Origin of the sequence: Pantoea sp. GM_Pan_3 (assembly GCF_026541045.1) — a bacterium.
GTDB classification, from domain to species: domain Bacteria; phylum Pseudomonadota; class Gammaproteobacteria; order Enterobacterales; family Enterobacteriaceae; genus Pantoea; species Pantoea anthophila.
In genome coordinates, this window is sequence record NZ_JALNVA010000001.1 from 567,068 (window position 1) to 592,514 (window position 25,447).

General features: G+C 55.1%; 26 protein-coding genes and 2 pseudogenes. 15 read left to right on the top strand and 13 right to left on the bottom strand.

Annotated elements, in window-relative coordinates:
• The first annotated feature begins 1 nt into the window (after window position 1).
• Both mepM and lpxM read left to right on the top strand, forming a co-directional pair.
• A complete protein-coding gene (gene mepM / locus OXR04_RS02590; protein WP_046101985.1) occupies window positions 2–1,333 on the top strand; it encodes a murein DD-endopeptidase MepM in 1,332 nt (443 codons plus the stop codon).
• A gap of 125 nt (window positions 1,334–1,458) precedes the next feature.
• A complete protein-coding gene (gene lpxM, locus OXR04_RS02595) occupies window positions 1,459–2,433 on the top strand; it encodes a lauroyl-Kdo(2)-lipid IV(A) myristoyltransferase (protein ID WP_267369182.1) in 975 nt (324 codons plus the stop codon).
• Window positions 2,434–2,460: 27 nt separating this feature from the next.
• On the opposite strand, the gene OXR04_RS02600 is transcribed toward lpxM, so the two are convergent.
• From OXR04_RS02600 to OXR04_RS02610, 3 genes are all read right to left on the bottom strand, one after another.
• Window positions 2,461–3,693 (bottom strand): MFS transporter, encoded by a 1,233-nt coding sequence (locus OXR04_RS02600; protein ID WP_267369183.1) that lies wholly within the window; start codon window positions 3,691–3,693, stop codon window positions 2,461–2,463.
• Between the two features lie 84 nt (window positions 3,694–3,777).
• Window positions 3,778–5,220 (bottom strand): pyruvate kinase, encoded by a 1,443-nt coding sequence (gene pyk, locus OXR04_RS02605; RefSeq protein WP_009089741.1) that lies wholly within the window; start codon window positions 5,218–5,220, stop codon window positions 3,778–3,780.
• Between the two features lie 107 nt (window positions 5,221–5,327).
• Window positions 5,328–6,206 (bottom strand): MurR/RpiR family transcriptional regulator, encoded by an 879-nt coding sequence (locus OXR04_RS02610; protein WP_267369184.1) that lies wholly within the window; start codon window positions 6,204–6,206, stop codon window positions 5,328–5,330.
• A gap of 364 nt (window positions 6,207–6,570) precedes the next feature.
• Between OXR04_RS02610 and zwf the strand changes: the two genes are divergently transcribed.
• Window positions 6,571–8,046 carry a glucose-6-phosphate dehydrogenase gene (gene zwf / locus OXR04_RS02615; RefSeq protein WP_009089746.1) on the top strand — a complete coding sequence of 492 codons (1,476 nt, stop codon included), beginning with the start codon at window positions 6,571–6,573 and terminating at the stop codon, window positions 8,044–8,046.
• A gap of 212 nt (window positions 8,047–8,258) precedes the next feature.
• Window positions 8,259–8,897, top strand: a complete 639-nt coding sequence (locus tag OXR04_RS02620) for a bifunctional 4-hydroxy-2-oxoglutarate aldolase/2-dehydro-3-deoxy-phosphogluconate aldolase (RefSeq protein WP_150029857.1) — start codon at window positions 8,259–8,261, stop codon at window positions 8,895–8,897.
• 34 nt (window positions 8,898–8,931) lie between these two features.
• Here the strand turns inward: OXR04_RS02620 and purT are convergent, their stop codons facing one another.
• On the bottom strand, window positions 8,932–10,110 hold the full coding sequence (purT, locus tag OXR04_RS02625; protein ID WP_154928258.1) for a formate-dependent phosphoribosylglycinamide formyltransferase: 1,179 nt from the start codon (window positions 10,108–10,110) through the stop codon (window positions 8,932–8,934).
• A 167-nt stretch (window positions 10,111–10,277) separates the two neighbouring features.
• Here purT and OXR04_RS02630 point away from each other — a divergent pair, with 167 nt between their 5' ends.
• Entirely contained in the window at window positions 10,278–10,934 is a 657-nt protein-coding gene (locus OXR04_RS02630; RefSeq protein ID WP_267369546.1) for a DUF533 domain-containing protein, read from the top strand.
• A 116-nt stretch (window positions 10,935–11,050) separates the two neighbouring features.
• A complete protein-coding gene (locus OXR04_RS02635) occupies window positions 11,051–13,114 on the top strand; it encodes a prolyl oligopeptidase family serine peptidase (protein ID WP_009089752.1) in 2,064 nt (687 codons plus the stop codon).
• On the opposite strand, the gene exoX is transcribed toward OXR04_RS02635, so the two are convergent.
• Both exoX and OXR04_RS02645 read right to left on the bottom strand, forming a co-directional pair.
• Entirely contained in the window at window positions 13,108–13,779 is a 672-nt protein-coding gene (exoX, locus tag OXR04_RS02640; RefSeq protein WP_267369185.1) for an exodeoxyribonuclease X, read from the bottom strand. The two genes, OXR04_RS02635 and exoX, sit on opposite strands and share 7 nt — an antisense overlap.
• Window positions 13,776–14,009 carry a DNA polymerase III subunit theta gene (locus tag OXR04_RS02645; protein WP_046101977.1) on the bottom strand — a complete coding sequence of 78 codons (234 nt, stop codon included), beginning with the start codon at window positions 14,007–14,009 and terminating at the stop codon, window positions 13,776–13,778. The genes exoX and OXR04_RS02645 overlap by 4 nt, the downstream gene beginning before the upstream one ends.
• A 151-nt stretch (window positions 14,010–14,160) precedes the next feature.
• Here OXR04_RS02645 and copC point away from each other — a divergent pair, with 151 nt between their 5' ends.
• The 4 genes from copC (at window position 14,161) to OXR04_RS02665 (ending at window position 17,193) form a co-directional block, all read left to right on the top strand.
• The gene (gene copC / locus OXR04_RS02650; protein WP_111207760.1) at window positions 14,161–14,538 is read left to right on the top strand and encodes a copper homeostasis periplasmic binding protein CopC; all 378 of its coding nucleotides are present in this window, start codon (window positions 14,161–14,163) and stop codon (window positions 14,536–14,538) included.
• Between the two features lie 5 nt (window positions 14,539–14,543).
• A complete protein-coding gene (gene copD / locus OXR04_RS02655; RefSeq protein WP_267369186.1) occupies window positions 14,544–15,419 on the top strand; it encodes a copper homeostasis membrane protein CopD in 876 nt (291 codons plus the stop codon).
• Between the two features lie 28 nt (window positions 15,420–15,447).
• Window positions 15,448–15,795 (top strand): YebY family protein, encoded by a 348-nt coding sequence (locus OXR04_RS02660; RefSeq protein ID WP_009089760.1) that lies wholly within the window; start codon window positions 15,448–15,450, stop codon window positions 15,793–15,795.
• 1,146 nt (window positions 15,796–16,941) lie between these two features.
• On the top strand, window positions 16,942–17,193 hold the full coding sequence (locus OXR04_RS02665; protein ID WP_267369187.1) for a bacteriocin immunity protein: 252 nt from the start codon (window positions 16,942–16,944) through the stop codon (window positions 17,191–17,193).
• Window positions 17,194–18,118: 925 nt separating this feature from the next.
• Here the strand turns inward: OXR04_RS02665 and OXR04_RS02670 are convergent.
• Together OXR04_RS02670 and OXR04_RS21555 are read right to left on the bottom strand one after the other, a co-directional pair.
• Window positions 18,119–18,442: a DUF1493 family protein gene (locus OXR04_RS02670; RefSeq protein ID WP_267369188.1), complete on the bottom strand. Its 324-nt coding sequence runs from the start codon at window positions 18,440–18,442 to the stop codon at window positions 18,119–18,121.
• A pseudogene (locus OXR04_RS21555) lies at window positions 18,439–18,600 on the bottom strand (STM2901 family protein); the annotation flags it as partial. The pseudogene OXR04_RS21555 and the gene OXR04_RS02670, both read right to left, overlap by 4 nt.
• Before the next feature lie 6 nt (window positions 18,601–18,606).
• Between OXR04_RS21555 and OXR04_RS02675 the strand changes: the two are divergent.
• A pseudogene (locus OXR04_RS02675) lies at window positions 18,607–19,133 on the top strand (Presumed portal vertex protein); the annotation flags it as partial.
• Window positions 19,134–19,163: 30 nt separating this feature from the next.
• Here OXR04_RS02675 and OXR04_RS02680 read toward each other — a convergent pair.
• Together OXR04_RS02680 and OXR04_RS02685 are read right to left on the bottom strand one after the other, a co-directional pair.
• Window positions 19,164–19,463: a DUF1493 family protein gene (locus OXR04_RS02680; protein ID WP_167430743.1), complete on the bottom strand. Its 300-nt coding sequence runs from the start codon at window positions 19,461–19,463 to the stop codon at window positions 19,164–19,166.
• Window positions 19,457–19,915 carry an STM2901 family protein gene (locus tag OXR04_RS02685; RefSeq protein ID WP_267369189.1) on the bottom strand — a complete coding sequence of 153 codons (459 nt, stop codon included), beginning with the start codon at window positions 19,913–19,915 and terminating at the stop codon, window positions 19,457–19,459. The genes OXR04_RS02680 and OXR04_RS02685 overlap by 7 nt, the downstream gene beginning before the upstream one ends.
• 659 nt (window positions 19,916–20,574) lie before the next feature.
• Between OXR04_RS02685 and iraP the strand changes: the two genes are divergently transcribed.
• The 4 genes from iraP (at window position 20,575) to OXR04_RS02705 (ending at window position 23,323) form a co-directional block, all read left to right on the top strand.
• Window positions 20,575–20,937: an anti-adapter protein IraP gene (iraP, locus tag OXR04_RS02690; protein WP_033736214.1), complete on the top strand. Its 363-nt coding sequence runs from the start codon at window positions 20,575–20,577 to the stop codon at window positions 20,935–20,937.
• A gap of 197 nt (window positions 20,938–21,134) precedes the next feature.
• Entirely contained in the window at window positions 21,135–21,308 is a 174-nt protein-coding gene (locus tag OXR04_RS02695; protein WP_009089766.1) for a hypothetical protein, read from the top strand.
• 643 nt (window positions 21,309–21,951) lie between these two features.
• On the top strand, window positions 21,952–22,971 hold the full coding sequence (adhP, locus tag OXR04_RS02700; RefSeq protein WP_009089768.1) for an alcohol dehydrogenase AdhP: 1,020 nt from the start codon (window positions 21,952–21,954) through the stop codon (window positions 22,969–22,971).
• A gap of 214 nt (window positions 22,972–23,185) precedes the next feature.
• Entirely contained in the window at window positions 23,186–23,323 is a 138-nt protein-coding gene (locus OXR04_RS02705; RefSeq protein ID WP_009089769.1) for a hypothetical protein, read from the top strand.
• Window positions 23,324–23,402: 79 nt separating this feature from the next.
• Here OXR04_RS02705 and OXR04_RS02710 read toward each other — a convergent pair whose 3' ends face one another.
• From OXR04_RS02710 to OXR04_RS02720, 3 genes are all read right to left on the bottom strand, one after another.
• A complete protein-coding gene (locus OXR04_RS02710; protein ID WP_009089771.1) occupies window positions 23,403–23,588 on the bottom strand; it encodes a hypothetical protein in 186 nt (61 codons plus the stop codon).
• 109 nt (window positions 23,589–23,697) lie between these two features.
• The gene (locus OXR04_RS02715; RefSeq protein ID WP_009089772.1) at window positions 23,698–23,958 is read right to left on the bottom strand and encodes a hypothetical protein; all 261 of its coding nucleotides are present in this window, start codon (window positions 23,956–23,958) and stop codon (window positions 23,698–23,700) included.
• Between the two features lie 147 nt (window positions 23,959–24,105).
• A complete protein-coding gene (locus tag OXR04_RS02720) occupies window positions 24,106–25,248 on the bottom strand; it encodes an acyltransferase (protein WP_140922910.1) in 1,143 nt (380 codons plus the stop codon).
• Window positions 25,249–25,447: the final 199 nt, after the last annotated feature.

Consider the following 25,447-nt stretch of genomic DNA (forward strand, 5'->3'; position numbering starts at 1 on the left):
AGTGCAGCAGATAGCCCGCTCTGTCGCCCTCGCATTTAATAATTTGCCGCGCCCCCACCGCGTAATGCTGGGTTCTTTAACTGTAGTCACTCTGGCCGTCGCTGTCTGGCGGCCTTATGTTTACCATCCCACCGATGACGTGACGCCTATCGTCAAAACGATCGAGCTGGACAAAAGTGAACTTCGTACGCTGCTGCCAGAAGCCAGTGAGCCTATCGATCAGAGCACACCGGAACCGGACGAAGAGCTGCCTGCAGACGATGTCGACACCGACGTGCCGGATACGGCAGGCGTGCATGACTACACCGTCTCTTCCGGCGATACGCTGAGCAGCGCCCTGAATCAGTATGGCATCGATATCGCTGACATCAATGCGCTGGTGGTGAGCGACCGCGACCTGCGAAATCTGCAGGTGGGTCAGCAGCTGAGCTGGACGCTGGATGATGATGGCGGTCTGAAAACCCTGAGCTGGGAAATCTCCCGTCGTGAAACCCGCACCTATGAGCGCACCCCGAAGGGTGGCTTTAAGATGGAAGCAGAGATGCAGAAGGGCGAATGGCGCAACAGTGTCATGCAGGGCGAAGTGCGTGGCAGTTTTGCTGCCAGTGCCATGCGGGCCGGACTGAGCGGCGCTGAAGCAAGCGCCGTCATCAAAGCGATGCAGTGGCAGATGGACTTCCGCAAGCTGCGTGCCGGTGATCAGTTCAGTGTTCTCATGTCGCGCGAAATGCTGGACGGTAAAAGTGCACAGAGCCAGTTGCTGGGCGTGCGCCTGCGCAGCGGGGGCAAAGACTATTACGCGTTCCGTGCCGAAGATGGCAAGTTCTACGATCGCAGCGGCTCCGGCCTGGCGCGCGGCTTTATGCGCTTCCCGACGGTTAAGCAGTATCGTGTCTCCTCCAACTTTAATCCGCGCCGTCTTAACCCTGTGACGGGGCGTATTGCGCCGCACAAGGGCGTCGACTTTGCACTGCCGATCGGCACGCCGGTACTGGCTGTCGGGGATGGTGAGATCGTCGTGGCGAAAAATGGCGGTGCCGCCGGTAACTATGTTGCCATTCGTCATGGCCGTCAGTATATGACGCGCTATATGCACATGAAGAAAGTGCTGGTGAAGCCGGGTCAGAAAGTGAAGCGCGGCGACCGTATCGGCTTGTCCGGTAACACCGGACGTTCTACCGGGCCGCACCTGCATTTTGAAATCTGGATCAATAATCAGGCGGTCAATCCATTAACGGCGAAACTGCCACGCATGGAAGGCCTGACCGGTAAAGAGCGCAGCGAGTACCTGGCGCAGGTGAAATCCTGGCTGCCGCAGCTGGGCCTTAAGTAAGCGATTTTCATCAGGTCGCGCAAAAACCGACGGTTTCCCCGTCGGTTTTTTGTTATGCGGACCGTGATGATTGCAAATTTGTTTGCCGCCACTATCATTATCCGGTCATTGCTTGAGGCGAGTGCATGGAAACCCGTAAAAAAAATAACACTGAATTCATTCCCGTTTTTGAACGATCTTTTCTCAAACCGAAATACTGGGGCAGCTGGCTGGCGATTGGCGCACTGGCCGGCCTGGCTTATTTACCGCCCAAAGTGCGCGATCCGCTGTTAAGCCGCTTAGGCCGGTTCGCCGGTAAGCTGGCAAAGGGGGCGCGTCGTCGTGCGCTGATTAACCTCTATTACTGCCTGCCGGAACTCAGCGAAGCGCAACGCGCCACGCTGGTGGACGAAATGTTTGCGACTGCACCGCAGGCGATGACGATGATGACCGAGCTGGTGCTGCGCGATCCGGCCCGCATTCGTCAGCGTGTCGAATGGCATGGTCGTGAAATTATCGACCAGATGAAAGCCGCGCAGGAGAATGTGATTTTTCTGGTACCCCACGGCTGGGCGGTGGATATTCCGGCCATGCTGCTGGCGTCAGAAGGGCAGAAGATGGCGGCGATGTTCCATAATCAGAGCGATCCGCTGCTCGATTATGCCTGGAACAGCGCGCGTCGTCGTTTCGGTGGCCGGATGCATGCCCGAAATGATGGCATTAAGCCGTTTATCAGTTCGGTGCGCCAGGGCTACTGGGGCTACTATCTGCCCGATCAGGACCATGGCGCCGAGCACAGCGAGTTTGTTGACTTCTTCGCGACCTACAAAGCAACGCTGCCCGCAGTCGGGCGGCTGATGAAAGTGTGTCGCGCCCGCGTGGTGCCGCTGTTCCCGGTCTATAACAGTGAGCGGCATATTCTTGAAATCTATGTGCGTCCGCCGATGGATGATCTGCTGGAAGCGGATGATCATCAGCTGGCTCGCCGGATGAATGAAGAGGTGGAAATTTTTGTCCGCCCGCATCCCGAGCAGTACACGTGGATCCTCAAGCTGCTGAAGACCCGCAAAGAGGGTGACATCGAACCCTACTCGCGCAAAGAGCTCTATCCACGCAAATAGTCTGAAGGCCGCGCAAGCGGCCTTTTTTTATAACGCTTCCAGTTTGCTGCGACGCTTTCTCTCGCGCATAAACAGGATCACCAGACCAAACCACAGTAAGCCACTGATAAAGTTGATCAGGCAGAACCAGAGTGTGCCACCGCTGAAGTAGCCACTCTTCGCCAGTTCAATCCCCACCGCCAGCGTCAGAATACTGATCATCCCCAGCATCGCTGCCACGCTGCCTTTACCCTCATTGCTGGCGTACAGCGTCAGGCGATAGAGCCCGGCGTTCACCATGCCTGCACCAAAAGCGTAGAGGCTGAGACCGGCCGTAATCAGCAGATAGCCATGGCTGTTCAGCAGGCTCGCCACCAGCGCCAGGCTCAGACCGATCAGAATCGGCCAGGCAGCAAACTTAACCGGCTGCTCAATCGGCACGCGTCCCGCCAGCTTACTCAGCGTCAGGTTACCGGCGATCATCGCCATAAAGACCGGAAGCTGCAGCAGGGCATACTGCATCCGCGACAGGCCTTCGTCATGCATCAGGATCACCGGCGAGAGGGCAACCCAGGTGAGGATCGGGATAAAGACCATGCCGATGGCAAAAGAGCCGGACATCACCAGCCGATCCTTCATCAGCCGGCCATAGTTGCGCGCCAGGCTGGGCAGGGCGACAGAGTGACTGCGGTCGCCCGCGGTTTCGGGCATGACCCGCCACAGCACCGCAAACGCCACCAGGCTGCAGGCGGCAAACAGCCAGAACATGCTGCGCCAGCTGCCGACGGTCAGCCAGGCTGCACCGGCCAGCGGGCCGGCCAGGGGAGCCAGCAGCGCCACGTTGGCCATCAGCGCCATCATGCGCACCGCCAGCGCCTCATCAAAGGCTTCCTGAATCGCGGCATAACCCACTGCGCCAATAAAGCAGAGGCTGATGCCCTGAATAAAGCGCAGGCTGACAAATTCCTCAATGGAGCTGACCCAGTTGGTCAGGATACAGGCGATGGCAAAAAACAGGATGCCGGCGAGCATCACCGGGCGGCGGCCAAACTTATCAGAGAGCGGGCCAAGCAGCCATTGCAGTACCACGCCGCCAATCAGGTAGGCGGTCAGTGAGGTGGAGACCCACTCCGGGCCGACAGCAAATTCGCTGGTGACGATCAGCATGCCCGGCTGGATCATGTCGTGAGCAATATAGGTGGCAAACTCAAACAGCACTAATGCCAGAGGGAAAAGCAGAATCCGGCCGGTCAGCTGGCTGATGGGGTGAAAACGGGCCATCTGGCCTCCTTGTCAGAAAAGAAAACGCGACTGGCTGGCAGTCGCGTTACTGATTCTACACTGACAATGTCAATCCGGGCTTAATTAATCCACGCGCAGCACGCGGCTGGTATTGGTCGTGCCGGTGGCACCCATCACATCACCCTGCGTCACGATGACCAGATCGCCGGATACCAGGAAACCTTTGTCACGCAGCAGATTGACGGCATCGTGTGCCGCAGCCACACCGTCGTTGTTGCTGTCGAAGTAGACCGGGGTGACGCCGCGATAGAGCGCGGTGAGGTTCAGCGTGCGCTCATGGCGTGACATGGCAAAAATCGGCAGGCCTGAGGTGATGCGCGAGGTCATCAGCGGCGTACGGCCCGACTCGGTCATGGTGATGATCGCGGTCACGCCCTGCAGATGGTTCGCGGCGTACATGGATGACATCGCAATCGCTTCTTCGATGTTATCGAACTGCACGTCCAGACGGTGTTTGGAGACGTTAACGCTCGGGATCTTTTCCGCGCCCAGGCAGACTTTCGCCATCGCCGAGACGGTTTCAGCCGGATACTGGCCTGCGGCGGTCTCCGCGGAGAGCATCACGGCGTCGGTGCCATCCAGTACGGCGTTGGCCACGTCCATGACTTCGGCACGGGTCGGCATCGGATTGGTGATCATCGACTCCATCATCTGTGTCGCGGTGATGATGGTGCGGTTAAGCTGGCGGGCGCGGCGAATCAACGCCTTCTGAATGCCGACCAGTTCCGGGTCGCCAATTTCGACGCCCAGGTCGCCACGGGCTACCATCACCACGTCAGAGGCGAGAATGATGTCATCCATCGCTTCCTGGCTGGCGACCGCCTCAGCACGCTCAACCTTCGCGACCAGACGGGCATCACAACCCGCTTCACGCGCCAGACGACGCGCCAGGTTCATATCTTCGCCACAGCGTGGGAAGGAGACGGCCAGATAATCGACCTTGATTCTGGCGGCGGTAATAATGTCCGCCTTATCTTTTTCAGTCAGGGCTTCCGCCGACAGGCCGCCGCCCAGCTTGTTGATGCCTTTATTGTTCGACAGCGGGCCACCCACGGTGACTTCGGTAAAGACTTTCATGCCCTGAACTTCCAGCACTTTGAGCTGCACGCGGCCATCATCCAGCAGCAGGATATCGCCTGGCACCACATCTTCCGGCAGGCCTTTATAGTCGATCCCCACCCGCTCTTTGTCGCCTTCGCCTTTACCCAGGGTGGCATCCAGCAGGAAGCGGTCGCCGATATTCAGGAAAACTTTGCCTTCTTTGAAGGTCGAAACACGAATTTTTGGTCCCTGGAGGTCGCCAAGGATCGCAACATGGCGGCCCAGTTTAGCGGCAATCTCACGCACTTTATCCGCACGAAGCTGATGATCTTCTGGCGTGCCGTGAGAGAAATTGAGTCGTACAACGTTCGCGCCCGCCGCGATGATTTTTTCAAGATTATTGTCGCGATCGGTGGCCGGACCGAGGGTAGTAACGATTTTGGTTCTTCTGAGACGTCTTGACATCGGGGACTCCGTAAACATTTAAGCGTGTCCGGATCAGTGGACACAGCATGGTTATCTATTCTATATGATCGACAGCGTGTGATACGACTCACATTGTAAATGTGATGTTAATTTTTTTGCGGTGCATCCTCTTTCCCTGGAGACTGCTTTTCGTAACGCGACGCTTTCAGCGCCTCTTTTACGCGCTTCAGGTTTTCGCGGAACGGCGCACCCCGTTCAAGGGTAAAGCCGGTCGCTAACACATCGATCACGGTCAACTGCGCCAGGCGCGACACCATCGGCAAATAAACATCAGTATCTTCCGGGACATCAAGCACTAAAGCGATGGCGGCTTCATCGGCAAGGGGTGAATCGGGAGAGGTGATGGCAATAACGGTGGAACCGTTTACACGGGCCAGGCGAGCCAGTTCTACCATATTTTTTGTGCGCCCAGTATGTGAAATGAGAACAAAAACGTCACCGGCTCGACTATTTATGCAACTCATGCGCTGGATCACAATATCGTCAGACCAGATGACAGGAATATTAAAGCGCAGGAATTTGGTAAAGGCGTCATGGGCCACCACGGCGGAGGCGCCCAGACCGAAGAAAGCGACTTTATCGGCCTGCGCAAGCTGAGTGACCGCCTGCTGCAGCCGCGAACTCTCCAGCTGATCCCGAACCCGCTGCAGACCTGCCAGCGCGGAGTCAAAGATTTTGTGGCTGTAGTTCTCCACGCTGTCATCCTCCTCCACACCCCGGCTCACCCAGTTGCTGCTCTGTACCAGGCTTTGCGCCAGCTGCAGTTTAAAGTCGGGAAAACCGCGTGCGCCTAAACGGTGGCAGAAGCGGTTTACCGTAGGCTCACTGACGCAGGCTTCGCGTGCCAGAGTGGCAATGCTGGCGTGCATCGCCGCCTGCGGCGCCGCCAGAATCTGCCGGGCGACTTTCTGTTCCGCTTTACTCAGCGAAGCGAGCTGCACCTCAATTTTTTCCAGCATGTTCATAAGCCGATGACCATTATCATTTTTAGCAATTTCAGAAATCCCTGTCGTCAGAGCTGATTAACAGAGACTATATCGCGTCAGCGGGGGGCGGGCGCAGTGACGGACAAGCCGATTTGCATTTTTTTTGGGATACTTTGACCCCGGGCAAATTTCACTGACACCCCCGGATACAGAAAAAACCGACAATCCGCACGCGTCATCACACCGGTTTTGCTTATCCGGTACAGAGTTAATGCGGTTAGCCCGGCGAGTCGGTTTACCTGGCGCAGGGAAAAAAGTACATTGTGCGGAAAGAAAATAATAACCTGGACCCGGTGGCAGAGGATGCATCACCACCGGACTATCCTGCAACGAGGAGAGGAAAATGGCGGTAACACAAACAGCCCAGGCATGCGATCTGGTGATTTTCGGTGCCAAAGGCGATCTTGCACGCCGTAAACTGTTGCCTTCACTGTACCAGTTAGAGAAAGCGGGTCAGATCCATGAGGAAACCCGCATTATTGGTGTCGGACGTGCTGAGTGGGACAAAGCGGAATACACCAAAGTGGTACGTGAAGCGCTGGAAACCTTCATGAAGGAGAAAGTTGACGAAGCGCTGTGGGATAAACTCAGCAACCGTCTCGACTTCTGCAACCTCGATGTCAACGACACCACGCACTTCCCTAAACTGGGCAAGATGCTCGATCAGAAAAACCGCACCACCATCAACTATTTCGCCATGCCGCCAAGCACCTTTGGTGCCATCTGTCAGGGACTGGGCACGGCGAAACTGAACGCCAAACCGGCGCGTGTTGTGATGGAGAAGCCGCTCGGCACCTCACTGGAAACCTCACAGGAGATCAACGACAGCGTTGGCGAATACTTCGATGAGAGCCAGGTGTTCCGTATTGACCACTATCTGGGCAAAGAGACGGTGCTTAACCTGCTGGCGCTGCGCTTCGCGAACTCCATCTTCGTGAACAACTGGGACAATCGCACCATTGACCACGTGCAGATCACCGTGGCCGAAGAGGTGGGTATCGAAGGGCGCTGGGGTTACTTCGACAAAGCGGGCCAGATGCGTGACATGATCCAGAACCATCTGTTGCAGATCCTGACCATGATCGCCATGTCACCGCCGTCCGATCTCAGCGCAGACAGCATCCGCGATGAGAAAGTTAAAGTGCTGCGCTCGCTGCGCCGCATCGATCAGACCAACGTGCGTGAGAAAACCGTGCGCGGTCAGTACACCTCCGGCTTTGTACAGGGTAAAAAAGTCCCGGGCTATCTGGAGGAAGAGGGCGCCAACAAATCGAGCGCGACCGAAACTTTCGTGGCGATTCGCGTCGATATCGACAACTGGCGCTGGGCGGGTGTTCCGTTCTACCTGCGAACCGGTAAGCGTCTGCCAACCAAATGTTCTGAAGTCGTGGTCTATTTCAAAAACCCTGAGATGAACCTGTTTAAAGACTCTTACTCAGAGCTGCCGCAGAACAAGCTGACCATTCGTCTGCAGCCGGACGAAGGGGTGGATATCGAAATCCTGAACAAAGTGCCAGGTCTCGACCACAAGCATAAGCTGCAGACCACCAAGCTGGATCTGAGCTACTCTGAGACGTTTAACCAGTCGCACCTGGCCGATGCTTATGAGCGTCTGCTGCTGGAGAGCATGCGCGGGATTCAGGCGCTGTTTGTGCGTCGCGATGAAGTTGAAGCGGCATGGACCTATGTCGACTCCATCATCAACGCCTGGGCTGCGGATGGTGACTCATCCAAACCGTATCAGGCTGGCACCTGGGGTCCGGTGGCCTCCGTCGCGATGATCACCCGCGATGGCCGTTCCTGGAACGAGTTTGAGTAACGGTAGTGATGAAGAAGCCCGCAACGCGGGCTTTTTTTTTGCCCGTCATCCGACTGGCGCAGGCAGATAAAACTGAACTGCTGTTTCAAAATGAGAGCAGGGTAATGGACGCTCCGGAAGCCGATCATGTATGGTAGTGTCATCATTACAGGGCAGGAGCCGAGGCTCCGTGACCGGGCTGCTATCCCGGTGTTATTAATCAAGGGGAACTGATGAAAAACTGGAAGATGAGTGCTGAACAGATTCTGACCACCGGGCCTGTGGTGCCGGTCATCGTCGTGAATAAGCTGGAACATGCCGTGCCGATGGCAAAAGCGCTGGTGGCGGGCGGTGTCCGGGTGCTGGAAGTGACGCTGCGCACGCCCGTCGCGATGGAGGCGTTGCGTGCGATGATCAAAGAGGTACCGGAGGCGATTGTGGGGGCAGGAACCGTCATCAATCCGCAGCAGCTTCAGCAGGTGACCGATGCCGGCGCGCAGTTTGTTATCAGTCCGGGGATTACGGAATCACTGCTGAAGGCCGCGGTGGAAGGGCCAGTTCCCCTGATTCCGGGTATCAGCACCGTCTCTGAACTCATGACCGGAATGGACTACGGTCTGCGCGAATTTAAGTTTTTCCCGGCCGAGGCGAATGGCGGTGTCAAAGCGCTGCAGGCCATTGGCGGGCCTTTCCCGCAGGTCCGTTTCTGCCCGACTGGCGGCATCTCTCCGACAAACTACCGTGACTATCTGGCGCTGAAAAGCGTGCTCTGCATCGGCGGTTCCTGGCTGGTGCCGAATGATGCGCTGGAAGCGGGCGACTGGGATCGCATCACCCGCCTGGCGCGTGAAGCCGTTGAAGGCGCGAAGTAAGCTGAAGCGGTGAGCGTCTGCTCACCGCACGCTGTTACCCCTGAACCGTCACCGCTGCTGCGCTGGCAACGGCACGCGCAATGGCCTCATCCGTCGTCTCACCGCTCGCCAGCGCCACGCCTAAACGACGCTGACCGCTGATCTCCGGCTTACCGAACAGGCGCAGTTGCAGACCGGCACCCAGCGCCGCTTCGACGTTGACGAACTGCACATTCTGGCTGGTCAGTTGCGGCAGGATAACGGCCGAGGCGGACGGACCATACTGACGAATTGCGCCAACCGGCAGACCCAGGAATGCCCGCACGTGCAGCGCAAACTCTGACAGATCCTGCGAAATCAGCGTGACCATGCCGGTATCATGGGGACGCGGTGACACTTCACTGAACACCACCTCATCGCCACAGACAAACAGCTCGACGCCGAACAGACCATAGCCACCCAGCGCCTTGACCACCTGCGCGGCAACCTCCTGGGCCCGCTGCAGCGCCACATCACTCATCTGCTGCGGCTGCCAGGATTCGCGGTAGTCGCCATCTTCCTGACGATGACCAATCGGCGCACAGAAATGGATGCCGTCAACGGCACTGATGGTGAGCAGGGTGATTTCAAAATCGAAGTTAACCACGCCCTCTACGATGACGCGACCGGCTCCGGCGCGGCCACCCTGCTGCGCATAGTCCCAGGCGCTGTCAAGCTGGCTGGCGTCACGGATAAAGCTCTGGCCTTTGCCGGAGGAGCTCATGACCGGTTTTACGATGCACGGAAAGCCAATCTCTGCAGCGGCTTCGTCAAAGCGCGCTTTACTGTCGGCAAAGCGATAGCGTGAGGTCGGCAGGGATAACTCTTCCGCAGCGAGGCGACGAATCCCTTCACGGTTCATGGTCAGCCGTGCGGCACGGGCTGTAGGGACCACGCGCTGGCCCTGCTGCTCCAGCTCAACCAGGGTATCCGTGGCGATAGCCTCAATTTCCGGCACCACAAAGTCAGGTTTCTCCTGCGCGATTAACGCAGCCAGGGCCGCACCATCCAGCATGTTGATCACATGGCTGCGATGCGCCACGTGCATGGCCGGGGCATCCGGGTAGCGATCGACCGCAATCACTTCCACACCCAGACGCTGACACTCCAGCGCCACCTCTTTACCCAGTTCACCCGAACCCAAAAGCATCACACGTGTTGCCGCCGGACGCAGCGCCGTTCCGAGAGTTGTCATACATTCACCTAAGCAGTCAAAATTCGCGCGCAAGTATAAACGAAAACGTTTGCGTTCTCACCCTTCGTCCATACAACGCCGCCATTTGCCTTACTTTTCCCGCTCTGACGTTTCCTGACAACCCTTTCGCCAGGATAGCAGGCTGACATCGTGAACAGGAGCGGATGATGAACAACTGGTTGCAACAGATTCAGTCGGTACTGGCGAAGAAGGGCGGTGACGGTAAATCGGGCGGAGGCCTGAGCGATATGCTGGCACCAGGCGCGCTGGGGGGGCTGGCCGCAATGCTGATCAGCAGTAAGTCTTCCCGCAAACTGCTGACGAAATATGGCGGCCAGGCGCTGATTATCGGCGGCGGGGCGGCGGCGGGTGCGGTACTGTGGAACAAATACAAACAGCGGGTCAGCGACGCGCATCAGAATGAACCGGACTTCGGCGTGTCGCAGACACCGGTCGATCTGCGCGCTGAGCGTCTGGTCACGGCGCTGGTGTTTGCCGCCAAAAGCGACGGACACATCGACGATCAGGAGCGTGCCGCTATTGAGCAGAATATTCATCAGTCCGGCTACGGTCAGGATGCGGAAAAGCTGATCCAGAAAGCGATGAATCGCCCGCTGGATCCGCAGTGGCTGGCCGCTGACGTGAAGAACGAGGAAGAGGCGCTGGAGCTCTATTTCCTCAGCTGCGCCGCCATTGACGTCGATCATTTCATGGAACGCAGCTACCTCTCTGCGCTGGGTGACGCGCTGAAAATCCCTCAGGATGTCCGCGACGGCATTCAGCAGGATATCCAGGCCGAAAAAGCCCGTCTTCTGGCCAGTTAACTTCTCCTGGCGGGCCTCAGAAGAGGCCCCGCCTGCCGCCGCTTCCTCGCTGCCCCCTGGCTTCCCGCCACTTAAGTGTTACGCTTACAGATCATGACGTTCACGGAGACGGATGGATGAAAGCTCCCATTGCAAAAAAAATTCCTCATGAAATGACGCTGCATGGCGAGACGCGCGTCGACAACTATTACTGGCTGCGCGACGATAAGCGCGAAAACAGCGAAGTGCTTGATTACCTGCGTGCCGAAAATAATTACGGCAAAAAAGTCATGTCGTCGCAGCAGCCGCTGCAGGACCGGGTATTAAAAGAGATCATCGATCGGCTGCCACCGGAAGATCACTCAGTGCCCTATGTCAAAAACGGCTACCGCTATCAGAGTCGTTATCAGAGCGGCAATGAGTATCCGGCCTATTACCGTCAGCCTGCGGCGAGCGAGGAGTCGGCGGAGTGGACCCTGCTGCTGGATGCCAACCAGCGCGCGTCACACAGCGACTTTTACACCATGGGCGCGCTGCATATCAGCCCGGACAACCGCGTGATGGCGCTGGCCGAGGACTTTCTCTCGCGCCGCCAGTATGGCATCCGCTTCCGCAACCTTGAGAGCGGTAGCTGGTATCCTGAAGTGCTGAGCAACGCCTCCTCCAGCTTCGCCTGGGGTAACGACTCCCGCACGCTCTACTACGTGCGGAAACACCCGCAGACGCTGCTCTCTTATCAGGTCTGGCGACACGAGCTGGGGTCGCCGCAGTCTGATGATCAGCTGGTTTATGAAGAGCAGGATGACACCTATCATCTGAGCGTCCACAAGACCACCTCAAAGCAGTTCATCATGATTGCGCTCTACAGCACTAACACCAGCGAGATTCAGCTGATCGATGCTGATTTCCCTGATGCGCAGCCGCATGTGTTTCTGCCGCGCCGCCGCGATCATGAATACAGCATCGATCACTACGAGCATCAGTTCTTTATCCGGTCTAACCGGGAAGGCGAAAACTTTGGGCTCTATCGCAGCCGTTATCTGGATGAATCCCGCTGGGAGACGCTCATCCCGGCGCGTGAAAATGTGGTGATGGAAGATTTCCAGCTGTTCCGCGACTGGCTGGTGGTTGAAGAGCGCCAGCGCGGCCTGACCAGCCTGCGCCAGATTAACTGGGCCAGCGGCGAAACCAGTGGCATCGCCTTTGACGATCCCACCTACGTCACCTGGCTGGCTTACAATCCGACGCCGCGCACCAGCAAACTGCGCTACGGCTACTCCTCAATGACCACACCGACCACGCTGTTTGAGCTGGATATGGACACGGGCGAGCGCCGCATCCTGAAGCAGAGCGCGGTCAAAGGGTTCAACGCCGATGATTACAAAAGCGAGCACCACTGGATAAAAGTCAGCGATGGCACCGAAGTGCCGGTGTCGCTGGTTTATCATCGCAGACACTATCAGCCCGGCCAGAATCCTATGCTGGTCTATGGCTACGGCGCCTATGGCAGCAGCATGGATGCCGATTTCAGCGTCAGCCGTCTGAGCCTGCTGGATCGCGGCTTTGTGTTTGCCCTGATTCAGGTGCGCGGCGGCGGGGAGCTGGGGCAGCAGTGGTATGACGGCGGTCGCCTGCTGAACAAAATGAACAGCTTCACGGATTTCATCGACGTGACCAATGCGCTGGTGGCGCGCGGGATAGGGCATCCGGAACGTCTCTACGCCATGGGCGGCAGCGCAGGCGGCTTACTGATGGGCGGGGTGATCAACATGGCACCGCAGCGCTTCCATGGCGTTGTGGCGCAGGTTCCTTTTGTGGACGTGGTCACCACCATGCTCGATGAGTCGATCCCGCTGACGACCGGCGAATATGATGAGTGGGGCAATCCCGGCGATCCGGAGTACTACCGCTACATCCGCCAGTACAGCCCCTATGACAACATTGAGGCAAAAGCCTATCCGCATCTGCTGGTCACCACCGGCCTGCACGATTCGCAGGTTCAGTACTGGGAACCTGCCAAATGGGTAGCGAAACTGAGGTCGATGAAAACCGATAATAATCTGCTGCTGCTTTGCACCGATATGGATGCCGGACACGGCGGCAAATCGGGGCGCTTTAAAGCCTATGAAGGGATCGCGATGGAGTATGCCTTCCTGCTGGGGCTGGCGCAGGGCACCCTGCCCCCGGCAGAGGATTACTGAGGCTCGATCAGGTATTTACGCAGCGCCTGCCGCAGTGGCGGGCGCAGATCGCTGACGTTGTCCAGCATCCACTTCAGATAGCCCGGATCCTTGCGCGCCACCACCGCAATCGCCTGACCACGGTATTTGCCGAAAGGCAGAATGTCGTCGCGCTGGGCCGCCGGTTGTGAGCGCACAATCATCTCGGAGGCGTTCCAGCCCGAAGTCTCCATAATGCGGATCAGCAGGGCCGCCGTCACATAGCAGTCATAGAGCGCGCGGTGCGCATGCAGATCGGCTGGCGGGGTAACATCCAGCTTCAGGGAATGACGCAGGGCCTGGTTGCCATATTTGATGCCCGGCCAGAGCTGACGCGCCAGCTGCATGGTGCAGATCCATTCGCCAAACATCTCCGGCAGCATCCGGCGGTCAAAGCTGGCGTTATGTGCCACATAGAAGGCACTGCCGTAGTAGCGCGGAATCGCCTCTTCGATGGTCGGTTTTCCGGCCACCATCGCTTCGGTGATGCGGTGCACGGCCATCGCCTGACGGCTGATGGGACGATCAGGCAGGATGAGATCGCTCATCGGATTCACAATCTGGCCATCGACCACATCGACGGAGGCCACTTCCACCACGCCACCCTGCAGGCCGCAGGTTTCGGTATCTATGACGCGAAACATCATTGCTTCATCTTCGGTTCGTAAGGAAGGCGTGACAGGCTCAGTGACGCCTGGCGGTAATGCATCAGACGCTGACGAAACCAGTCACGCAGCGCTTCGGGCTGCTCCTGCGCCACCATCTCAGCAACCACCGGCATGTTATAGCGCTCTTTGAACGCCACGCCCGCAGCCGCTAAATCGACGTTTAACTTATCTTTCTCGTCCTGGGACAGCAGGGCAAGGTTATGGCTCATAATATTCTCCTGATGACAGGGGGCAAAAGTAATGTTTTCGCCGGTCTGAATCAAGGATTAAGGATCGCATTGCTGGCCTCGACAGTGCAAATGCAGCAGCGTATCCTTTTGCCTCGTTTATCGCCCTGGCGGCGGCTAAAAGGATGATCTGATGCAGAAAAAACACATTTCCCGCATGGTTATTACGTTGGTGGCAGCCGGTGCGATGGCATTCAGCTCGCTGGCCGCTGCGCATGCCCATCTCCGCGCATCCACGCCGGCGGCCAAAGCAGAAGTAACGACCGCTACCGATGTGCTGACGCTGACTTTCACTGAAGAGATTGAGCCCGCGTTCAGCGGCGTTACGCTGCTTGACGATCATCAGAAGCCTGTTGCGACGGAGAAGGCGCGCGTAGCGTCCGGCCACAAAGATCGGCTGATTGTCAGCCTGCCTCAGCCACTGAAAGCGGGGCACTATCAGGTTAACTGGCATGTCCTGTCGGTGGATGGACATAAAACCGCAGGAAGCTACCGCTTCAGCGTGCAGTAAGCGTCGTGACGACCCTCTGGCCAGCGCTGCGCGCGCTACATTTTGCGGCCGTGATGCTGCTGACCGCCAGCGCCTGCTACAGCGCGCTGCTGGCACCAGAACGTTATCGTCCACAACTGGCGCGGCGACTTAATCCGCTGGTAAACGGAAGTGCGTGGCTGGCCCTGATCAGCGCGCTGGCGATGCTGGCCTGCCAGAATGTGCTGATGAGTGGCGACAGCGCCAATCTGCTTCAGCCTGACGTCTGGCTGGCTGTGCTGGGCACCCATTTCGGCGCGGTGTGGCAGTGGGAAATCGTGTTCAGCGTGCTCGCCGTGTCGGCGTTGTTACTGACCGCGCAACTGCGCCAGCAGGCCTTACTGCTGGCAGGCGTGCTGCAACTGGCCGACATGGCCCTGACGGGGCATGCCGCGATGCGGGAAGGCTGGCCTGGCCTGCTGCATCAGATCAACCATGCGCTGCACCTGATTGCGGCAGCGTTCTGGGCCGGGGGACTTGTTCCGCTTCTGCTGCTGATGCGCGAAGCGCGCCAGATTGATCGCCGCACCGATGCGATCCGCACCATGATGCGCTTTTCGCGCTACGGTCATCTGGCGGTCGCGTTAACGCTGCTGACCGGCGGGGTGAACAGCCTGATGATCCTGGGCTGGCCGCTGACATGGCACGAATCCCGCTATAGTCTGTTATTGCTGGGGAAAGTGCTGCTGGTGGCCCTGATGGTGGGAGTGGCGCTGCTTAACCGTTACTGGCTGGTGCCGCGTTTCCGCGTCGCGGGTAGCGGCACCCAGCAAAAATTTATCCGCATGACGCAGCTCGAACTGCTGCTGGCGTGTGGCGTGGTTGGGCTGGTCAGCGTGTTTGCCACGCTGTCGCCAGCCTGAATGTGATTTAAGAGAGAAAAGGGCAGTTATGTTGCTGAAGAAAGTGGTCCCCGCAATCCTGTTATTATCTGTATGCGGCCAGGCGCTGGCGGCACAAATCATTACCGTCAGCCGCTTTGAGATTGGTAAAGATAAGTGGCCGTTTAATCGTGAAGAGGTGATGCTGACCTGCGAGAAAGACGGTGCCATGTTTGCCATCAACCCGAGCACGCTGATGCAATACCCGCTGAACGACAAAGCGGATGCACTGTTTAAAAGCAACCAGGTGAAAGCACAGCCGATCAGCGTGATCCAGAGCGAGGATAAAGCGCATCCGGGCCAGATGATGAGCCTGCAGCCGATTGTTGAGCGCACTCAGGCGCTGTGCGGTAAATAAGCCTGCCGGGTGCAGCATCACGCTGCGCCCGACTGTTTTTTGCCGTTGCGATCACAAACTGATCCTGTTTATGGCCCTGTGCGGTGCCTCAGCTGGCAATTCCTCCGCGCTGTTCTAATCTTAAGTTGCAAGGCGTTATCGCCTTCATAAATGCCAACTTTTAGCGCACGGCTCCTTGAGAGCCATTTCCCTGGACCGAATATAGGAATCGTATTCGGTCTTTTTTTGGTTGGTTGATTTGTATGGTATTTTTGTTGGTGGTAACGAAATTTCCCGAAATCACCATATCCAATTTAAACCATCACATATTCCTGACCGCGTGAATCGAGATACCTTTTAGGCATAGAAAAATTTTTATGGCCAAGTTATCTTTTCGCAAAATCCTTTCCATTTTCCAATTCATAAAGTCGGCTGGCAAGGCTTCTGATTTCATGCAATGTCGGCGGGTCAGGGCCAAATTTAATTCCGCTTATTTCACGCGCTTCTGCAAATGCACCGGTGAGCGTATCTGGTGAAACCGCCCCAGGCTTTCTGCCACCGCGGCGGACTGATGAGTAAATCAGGCTATCTGATGGATTGCCCTTCCGGCACTCTTCTATTACAGCTTCAAGCGTAAGTCCCGTTTCTTTCAGCTCAAGGCTAAGTGGAACCGCCAGCTTATAATGTTACGGAAGCCAGAAACTCTCGCCTCATAAAATTCATTTGGCAAACCTTCTAACATGCAACCACTGGCCCACTGCAAAAGCTGTTCATCTGAATACTCTGGCTCGACGGTCAGCGCCGTCTGCTGATTGCTTATGAGCCGCTTGAATGTGTTGAGAAAGGAAACATATCACCTCCTTGGTTTTGCTAAGGTAAACATAGTATTGCCATCACCACGGACTATATTATTTGATAGCAATATATCCGAGGGGATAAAGAGGCTCTCAATGTCAGACAACTACCGCATCACCGTCACCACTAAATCCGGTGAAACGCATTAAGGCCTGATGAGCAGGTCTTAGCCGAAGATGATGAATGGCTTTATCGGTATTGCTCAGGAAAATAGTGCTTGGGTATACCTCGCGCTGGATGACGTGCTCAAGATAGAGTACGTTCCAGAGCAAAAAGAGTAAGATGAACTCCACCACATAGGAGTAGGTCGCAATGAAGTTAAGGACAAAATTTGAGGATTACACGGAAGTCGAGTTTACAGCGTTAGTAGCGGAAATTTTCAGTGCCCAAGGTGGTGAAAAGTACCAAGACGAATTGCTGGAGAATTTTATTGCTGTCAGTGAGCATCCAGAGGGTTCAGACCTGATTTACTACAATTTTGACGACGACCTGAATCCCGAGAAGGTTGTTACGACAGTGAGAGAGTGGCGCAAAGGTCAGGGACTGGCCGATTTCAAGGCGTAGTCATCACAAGGCGCATTTGCGAGTGCGCCTGATGATGCATTGCCAAATTGTGGGAATCATTCAATGATAGTTATTTGCGCGCACAGTTCAGACACCATTTAAATCATGATGTGAAAGCATCTTACATGCCAGGAACGAATGGAAACCATGTAATCGTTGCTGATAGGGTTGGTGAGTCAATCACACAAATATTTGGTGGTACAGACGAGAAATTTATCGATCTTTACCACATGGATGAGTACAGAACGTTTTAGTAAGCCGCCCACGGGCGGTTTTTTTTTGGAGTAAATATGGCGATACCAGATTGGTGGGCCATTGAGTCGGCTTACCGTGCTTTGATAACTCACTGGACTGGGTTATGATTTGTAAGTCAGGTGCGCGAGATGGCCGAGCGAAAGCTCTGACGGGACAAAGCGTGACATGAGCTACATCAGGCAGTGGTGCACGTGGCCGATACTGCATGAACGTGGGTTCGAATCCCACCCTGATAAATGACCGCCCACGGGCGGTTTTTTCTTGGAGTGGGTATAGTAAACTCGCGGTGTGTTAATCAATGGGGAGCAGGTCACCTGGATTAAAACCTAAAAGTTAAACGCCATCCTGTTTTATTCTCTTCTACTCAGCTGCACTCGGTGTCGCCATTTTTTTGCCATTAACGCCAGCGGATAGCAGCGAATAGCATCTAAAGATGGTCGGGCGCGAAGTATGCATAACGAATCGTCACCCTAATGCCGGAATGTCCGGGAGTACGTTACAGCACGATGATTTACCCCCCGGTAATCCGCACGCCATAATGATTATCCCGTGCCATGTAGCGGTTCTCCTTTGAGGGGCTGCTGCAGTCAGGTGTCTGGGAAGGAAATCACGCCGCTGTCACTGTGTGGACTCTGACGCAACGAGCAAATCTGCTGCCCGCTGACAGGCACTAAAAAAGCCAGCGCCCGGCAGCGGCCGAATCCATAAACATGCGTATCGTCAGCGGGGATTTATCCTGCTCTACCGGTGCGCGGGTGAAAAAAGGACGGATTTTCCAGGGGAAATAAGCGGCGGGCGTAAAACCAGCTGGGTGAATATTAAAATCGCGAAAAAACGACTCTGCCATATCTGTTATATCGTCTGCTTCAAACAGTTCCTGCAGAATGTCGTCGTCACCAATTTGAATCTTTTTTAAGAAGAGCGTTGTCACCAGCGGCAGCTCTCGCAGAATGTATTCACGCACCGCATCAGGAGTTGATGTAATATTATTCACCAGATTTTATCCTCCGGCCTCACAATCAGGTTATAGCGATGGACGGTGCGGAAACTGATTTGTGACACATCATTTGCCAGAATCAGCCATCCCACAACTGGTACGGCCCTGCCTATAAATGTCCCGTGGTTATTCACTCAAAAAATCTTCAGCCCGCGTTTCAACTGCTGGAGCCGGATGTTAACCGGAAGCTGTACGACCTGCCAGAATATCTCAGCGCGCTTAACTCTGCCTGGCAATATGATGCGGCGACGCTGTTCCGCTGCAAGTATTATCAGAACTGCGCGCATGCCGGTTACATCATCTACATGACCTCAGCGGCGCAGAGCAGCAGCGATGTCGACCGGATGCGTCAGGCGATGCGCGACACTAAAAGGCTGGGTAACATCCGCAACCTGTTCATGTACGCACCCAACGGCATCAAGATTCTGCCGCTTAGTGAAGTCGCAACGAGAAACGATTTCTTTAACATCAGGAAAGCCAGCCGCGACGACCTGTTGAGTGCGCACCGCCTGCCGCCTCAGATGATGGGAATTATTCCGGACAACTCAGGTGGATTCAGAGATGCAGTGAAGGCGGCGCAGGTGTTTATGAACCGCTGCAGAAACGAATGAAGGAAATTAATAACTGGCCGGGAGAAGAGGTGTTCACGTTTCGCCCTTATTCGCTGGAAGCGGCAGCAACAAACTAAAGATATAACGCCTGCATATGCAGGCGTTAGTTATTTACCTAACCATCTTCCGGCCTGTGCAGACTCAACTAGCAGGCGGATAGTAAGCGGATCATGTGGTGCGGTGAAATCTTCCGGAAAATAGTTGGTAAAAGTGATGGTGCCGGGGTCAATGCTAAAACTGTCAGCATATCGCTCAAGCAATTCATAAGCGTCAATGGGATCCATGCGAAAGTCATTGTTCAGATCAGTGTCGAGTTCAAGCTTATAACGTCTTAATGTGAACAAACTTCTGCCGTTATAATCTTCAACCAGCGCAAACACAGCCTTCTCTATATCCTCACCTACCATATCCTGTCGTCCTTATGAGCAATAAGGTTGTATTTTACCGTAGTTTTCCAGCCTATCTCCGCTACATCAGCGGCCATAATAACCCATCCCAAAACCGGAATTGTGCGACCGACGAACGTACCCAATTTGTGAGTCATTAACATTCTAATTTGAAGAGGTTTTTTTGGGTTTTGTATCCATGTGGGTAATCTGAAAGGAAGACGGTAATCGCGTAACAGTTTACGAGAATAGACCGAAGCATAAGAGGTGCCTTTCCACGCCCCTTTTAGCTTCCCTGAGACGTCAATCGTATTTTGTCCCGAGTAAATGGCAGCTATCGCGATGATATCTTTTGCACCGCTGAAGTGCTCGGCGGTCATATCAATCATAATCCAGAAATAAAGCTCTCCGGGAGAAAGGTTGGTAAGCCCGCCATAGAAGTAAGTCCCGTTTAACTGCTCAGTTGTATCCATATTATTCCCTTACATGGTTAACCGTACTGGTCAAAACTTTACCATATTGCCATACATCATCTGCTGCTCTAAGACCCATTTTACGAAGTTCTTGGGCCCTGCTGTGTTTGATACCTCACTAAACAACTGCACGCGTGGGTAGGCCGCTGACACGGCCTCCGAATACATGTTTGTACCCATCGCGCGTAATGCTATCCCCGCCACGCCTGCCAGCGTTGCACAATGTTTGTAATCCATGTGGTCAGAGGCCTCGAAAGGGCATCAAAGCGGGTGCCGCTGAGAAGAGGACCAGATGCTGCAAAAAAATGTTGGTATGTGGCGGACGGGTTTTAGGTCATTTACGATAGTCGATCTGAATTACGGCGTAGCTAATCCTGTCCTGTCGATCTTTTTAAGCAATCAGCTCTCTCCATATCATCCTCTGCAAAAGTAATCGCGCTGACCAGAAGGTTACTCTATTCAGTCTGCCTGTCATGCGTTTTATCCAGCCAGTCCCGTCCTGCTGCACGTAGATTTCAGTTTTCAATGTGCGCACGGAAGACCAGAAACACCCTTAACTCACAGGCATTACCGCTGTTAAAATCACCAACTTTCAGAATAATGATATTTTCAGCCTGCCCGCGGAATCATAAAATGCTGGTTTAACAGGGAGATATACCATGAAGAATGTTGTGTTAAGTATGCTTGCCAAGATTTCACAAATAGATGCAAGCACCAAACAACTCACCGCGCGCGTTGAGGCGCAGTCTCTGTTGATCAGTGCGCTGGTGCTCGCGGTAAGTAAGCAGGGCGGCGTAACGGAGATGATCGAGGGCGCGAACAAGGCGATCAACACGGTAATTGACTCCGCAGACTCAGATGAAATGCTCAAGTCTGATGCGGCGCTTCTTTTAAGCGAACTTCAGGATTTACTGATTATCTCCCGCGCGGTTGATGGCGCAGATGAAGAAATCAATCATGAGGCACTCAATGAACTGGCCGGGGTGACCTCACCCGCGCAGCTTCTTCAGGAAGATAACTGATTCGTTGCCCCTGGCCCGCCGCGCGCGGGCTTTTCAGTTCCATTTCTCGTTGTGTAACGCTCTCAGAACCCTTTCAGACAGGCCGTCACCCGGGGTGAGATATTTCCAGTGCAGGGCAGGGCGTTAAATGAAGCGACAGGGCAAAAAAGGCTCTGTCATTATCAAAGGAACGTTATGCAGCGCAATCAGAGACACCCATGAAACGTGCATTATTGTGGCTGCTTCACTCTTTTTCAGATTGGATTGCTATTGCCGTTATTGTGGCGGGCATCTATCTCTTCATTAGCTTTGTGCCGCAGCATGCAACGCTGCTCAGTGTTGCATGGGTTGTCACAATTTCTTATCTCTATATCCGATACAGTCGCGGATAGTGATAACGTCCTGCGTGTAATCCGCCCTGATTCTTAGCCCGGGAACCACCCGAAGAGGACACATTGTCGTAACGTAGCAGGGTCAGAAGCACCGCAAAACCTCATCCGTAATCGCTTCACGTTGATCACAGTCAATGTACTCTGCGAGCCTCCGCAAACGCGTAAATACGTTTATTCCACGTATAAAAAAGCAGACGTACCCTGAGGCGGTGATATTCAACCAGGATGCGTTATGTTTTTGAAAAAAGTTATACCCTGTCTGATTTTTGCGCTGGCAAGTTCAGCTTTGTCCGGCTGTGTGATGGCGGAAGGTGGTCATCATCATTATGGTCACGCTTCTGACTGGCATCATCATGGCCAATCGGCTATGCCAGATGCGTCGCAGCACATGGGGCCGCCGCAAGCGGCATCCCGGCATATGGGCCCCCCGCCTGTCCGGAACCCCTCTCAGCATATGGGCCCGCCGCCGGCAGCGTCGTCTGACAGCGGCATCCATCGCTGGCATGCATAAGTGCCACGCATGTGGCACCGCCTTCACAAAATGCAACACAACCTCACTGGCTCGCACCCAAAGCTCAACGGTCAGCTTGTTATCACGGCCGTTTGGCTTATTCTGAACGTTCAATCAAATGGAGGAACGTTTATGAAAGCGGCAATAGCAAATAGTGAACACCAGGTTGAAGTTGTTGAGAAGACACTGCGTCCTCTCAAAACCGGCGAAGCACGGCTCAGGATGGAATGCTGTGGTGTATGCCATACCGATTTGCATGTGAAGAACGGGGACTTCGGCGATAAAACCGGTGTCACGCTGGGTCACGAAGGTATCGGGATTGTTGAAGAGGTTGCGCCGGATGTGACCTCTCTCAAGCCGGGCGATCGCGCCAGCGTGGCCTGGTTCTTCAAGGGCTGCGGTCACTGTGAATACTGTAACTCCGGTAATGAAACGCTCTGCCGGGAGGTGGTTAATGCGGGTTATACCGCCGATGGGGGTATGGCTGAAGAGTGTATCGTGGTTGCAGACTACTCGGTCAAGGTTCCCGAGGGGCTGGACCCTTTTGCCGCCAGCAGCGTGACCTGCGCCGGCGTCACCACCTATAAAGCGGTGAAGGTCTCTGAGGTCAAACCGGGCCAGTGGCTGGCGATTTATGGTCTCGGCGGGTTAGGTAATCTCGCTCTGCAGTATGCTAAAAATGTCTTTAACGCCAAAGTGATCGCCATTGATGTGAGCGACGGCCAGCTGGCGCTGGCGAAAGAGATGGGTGCCGACCTGGTGGTGAACTCCGCCAGTGAAGACGCGGCGCGTTTTATTCAGGAAAAAACCGGCGGGGCGCACGCGGCCGTCGTGACCGCCGTGGCCAAAGCGGCCTTTAACTCGGCGGTAGATGCGGTCAGAGCCGGGGGACGGGTGGTGGCAGTCGGACTTCCGCCGGAAGCGATGAGCCTGAATATCCCACGTCTGGTACTTGATGGCATTCAGGTGGTGGGATCGCTGGTCGGCACCCGCAACGATCTGGCGGAAGCCTTCCAGTTTGCGGCGGAAGGAAAAGTGGTGCCTAAAGTCACCAAAAGAAAGATTGGCGAGGTGAACGACATCTTCGATGAGATGATCCACGGCAAAATTCGCGGCAGGATGGTGATCGACTTCACCGGTCACTCTGCCTGATCAGAAGTACCTTACCTGATGCTGAAGCCCGCCCTGAGCGGGCTTTTTTGTGACTGAAGTGTTAAATGCCACGGGTTGTGCAGTTACCGCCTGGGTTAAAACATTAATAAGCACTGCTTTATGTTTCATGATGTTTTTTTGGCTTGCACTTTACCGGTAACATTATAGTTTAAGAGATGATGTCGGATTACACACAACTGAAGGAGGGTTATTTATGGCGAAACATCATCTGCTTAAATCCATTGAAATTGCAGCCATTGTGCTGTTTGTCCTGATACTGGCGTATCTGGCGATCACCGGGATTTTGTCCTCAACAGGTATGGACCACGCCTGGCCTTACCCCACTAAGTAACTGAATGCGGCACCAGGGAAAATCATCAATATTATAAACAGATAACCCCCAGCCCACACCTGTGAGGCGGAATACCGGGTTACACCAGACTGACCGAAAGCAGCGTGAGCTCTTCCGTGTCCAGTGACAGACTTTTTTTCGTTTCGAACATAAACTGTTCCAGCGCCTCTTCCACATCATCCCCTTCGATAAAGGCGTGGGTGGTGACGTGATGTTCACCTTCCGGCTTAATGACGTAAGACACAAACCACTTTTTCTTCTGCATGATGCTTCTCCTTCTGATGCTATAACGCGTTGAGAGCGGGCAGTCGGTCGCGTGCCATCCGGCATGGCGAACAGCGTGCTGCCGCGCTTGTCAGGGCTGATGACAGGGTTTAATCCAGCGGTGCGGGATGGAGCAGGTCGATCACATCATCGATCTCGTTACTGGCCGCATGACGATCGAGGGCGACAGCGTAGTAGCGTCCTTTGCAGTAATGCCGGGTCACCGCGACGCGATGGCCGGTATCGCTGTCCGCTTCGCCGCCGGTGGCGGTCTGCAGATGGGGCGGGATCACCAGCTCACTTTCAAGTTGATCGGCTTCGATGATTAACGCGCCACCGTCGCTGGACAACAGCAGATGCTGAATGCGCATAGATTTTCCTCTCCGTCGGATTGCTGACCGGGAAAGTGTAGTTCACTCCGGCAGGTGTGCAGGACGTAAGACGTGGTTCCCTCCTGGTCACGCCATCGCAGGCCATAAAAAAGCCCCGCGAACGGGGCTTCTGGATCCATCTGTCACTCAGCTGGTCTGGTCAGCCAGCTTCGGGGCCAGAACGCGTTTACCCATACGGATGCCGGGCTTCTCAACATATTTGTAGAGCAGCGACGCCAGCGCATAGGTCACCGGGATGGCGGAGACGCAGACAATCAGAAAACGCGTCAGATCGCTTTTGAATTCGATATCCGTGTGATTCAGCAGCAGCGCGATCAATGGAATGACAATCAGCAGGTGCAGCAGGTAGACCGAGAACGAGACGTCGCCCAGCCAGGTGCTGAGACGGTTGTTCAGCAGCTTACGCGGCAGAGCAATCAGCTGCGCCATCCGACTGCCCTGTGGATACTGCCAGAGAATGGCTGTCATACCGACGATCATCAGCGCTTCCATAATCACCTGCAGCTTGATGAACCCCAGACCCATTGCCACGCTGGCAACCGGTCCCAGCAGCGCAAAGGCGACGTAAAGCAGCGATTTGCGGCGAATGGCTTCTGCCAGCAGCATGCCCGACAGGAACATGTTCAGCTTAATCAGGATCATCGAAGGCATCTCAAACGCCTCATAATAATCGGCCAGCAGATAGCGTCCGGCGCAGCAGAGCACCATGATACCGATCAGGGAGGCGGCATAGCCAAACCGCATCGTCACCAGCATGATGAACGGGAACAGCAGATAGAACTGCATCTCCAGCCCGATGCTCCAGTCAGGCAGTACGGTGTTAAACCCGTACTCGGGCAGCATGCCGAACAGGAAACTGAAGTGGGTCAGCACATTTGCGAGCGACTGGTCGGTGTAACGTGACGACTCGGTTGCCGTGCCGGAGTAGAAATGCGCGATGGTGTCACGCATCTCGCCAAACCACGGCCCGTAAATCAGGGCGATGATTAACAGCAGATAGTAGAGCGGCGCGATGCGGAAAAAGCGACGGATCCAGAACTTTTTGATCGTTGCGGCGCTTTGCCATGGCTCTTTCTGCTGTCGCTCGACATAGTTTTTCGCCATCAGGTAGCCCGAAAGCAGAATAAACAGATCGACACCGATGCCAGGGGATGAAATCAGTGTGATATGGCAGTGAATCAGCAGGCTGATATGACCTACCAGTACCCAGAGAGAGGCGATGCCGCGTAATCCCTCAAGCTCAGTTGACCAACCTCGTGTTGCAGACATAACTCTTCCTCGTTTTTATCCGACCTTCGGCGCTCACTAAGCCTCAAGGCAACAGATATGTAAACGGCCCTTTACAAAAGTAAGAGGAATCTGAAGAAGAGAATGCTGAAAAAATCAACTTGAAAAGGGTAAAAACGCACAGAAAGTTAAGGGCGCGCAGCCGCACACCCTTAACCATTATTACAGCCCGGGACCTCTG